Consider the following 623-nt stretch of genomic DNA (forward strand, 5'->3'; position numbering starts at 1 on the left):
CAAAGAACTATCGAGACATTCAATCTCTGGTTGGAATAGCGGTTAAGTTCATTCTTGGCTTCCAGCTTTTGATTGCAGCGATTACCTTCTTGCTTGCAAACCCGCTCGCATTGTTAATGACAAGTGATACCCAAGTAGAACAAGTGCTCCACATGCATCTAATGATTGTGCCGATAAGTTTGGGCTCTCTTGGCGTTTGTATGCTGATGGTGTCGATTTGCAATGCGCTAGGGAAATCGTACACAGCATTAACCATTTCGGCATTACGCTTGTTTGTTTTCTTCCTACCTTGCCTATGGCTGGGTGCACAACTGGGCGGTATCAGAGGTCTGCTGTTTGGTGCGTGTGTGGGTAATATTATGGCGGGTATTTCTGCTTACCTTACTTACAGTAAAACCATACACAAACTTGCGATAAAGCAAGCTACAGCCTAAGTTTTAGTATTAACAAAGAAGCCCTCAACTGAGGGCTTCTTACTATCAGCTTTTGGCTATACCATGCACAAGTTTACTGGTCAGCAGGGAATACTACGCCAGTTTGTTTGCGTACTTCAGTCAATACTTTTGCAACGGTCAACGAACGTTGTTTCATTTGTTCATCAATCACACCAAGCTTTAACTGTA

Annotated in this window: 1 protein-coding gene and 1 pseudogene; one reads left to right on the forward strand and one right to left on the reverse strand. The window is 43.2% G+C overall.

The annotated features are described in order from the left end of the window. Positions 1–434 (forward strand): MATE family efflux transporter (locus R8O11_RS28960; RefSeq protein ID WP_318195089.1); only part of this gene is annotated, 434 nt, incomplete at its 5' end. A 73-nt stretch (positions 435–507) separates the two neighbouring features. On the opposite strand, the pseudogene R8O11_RS28965 reads toward R8O11_RS28960, so the two are convergent. Then, a pseudogene (locus R8O11_RS28965) lies at positions 508–623 on the reverse strand (gfo/Idh/MocA family oxidoreductase); the annotation flags it as partial.

It is taken from the genome of Vibrio sp. 1288 (assembly GCF_033344475.1).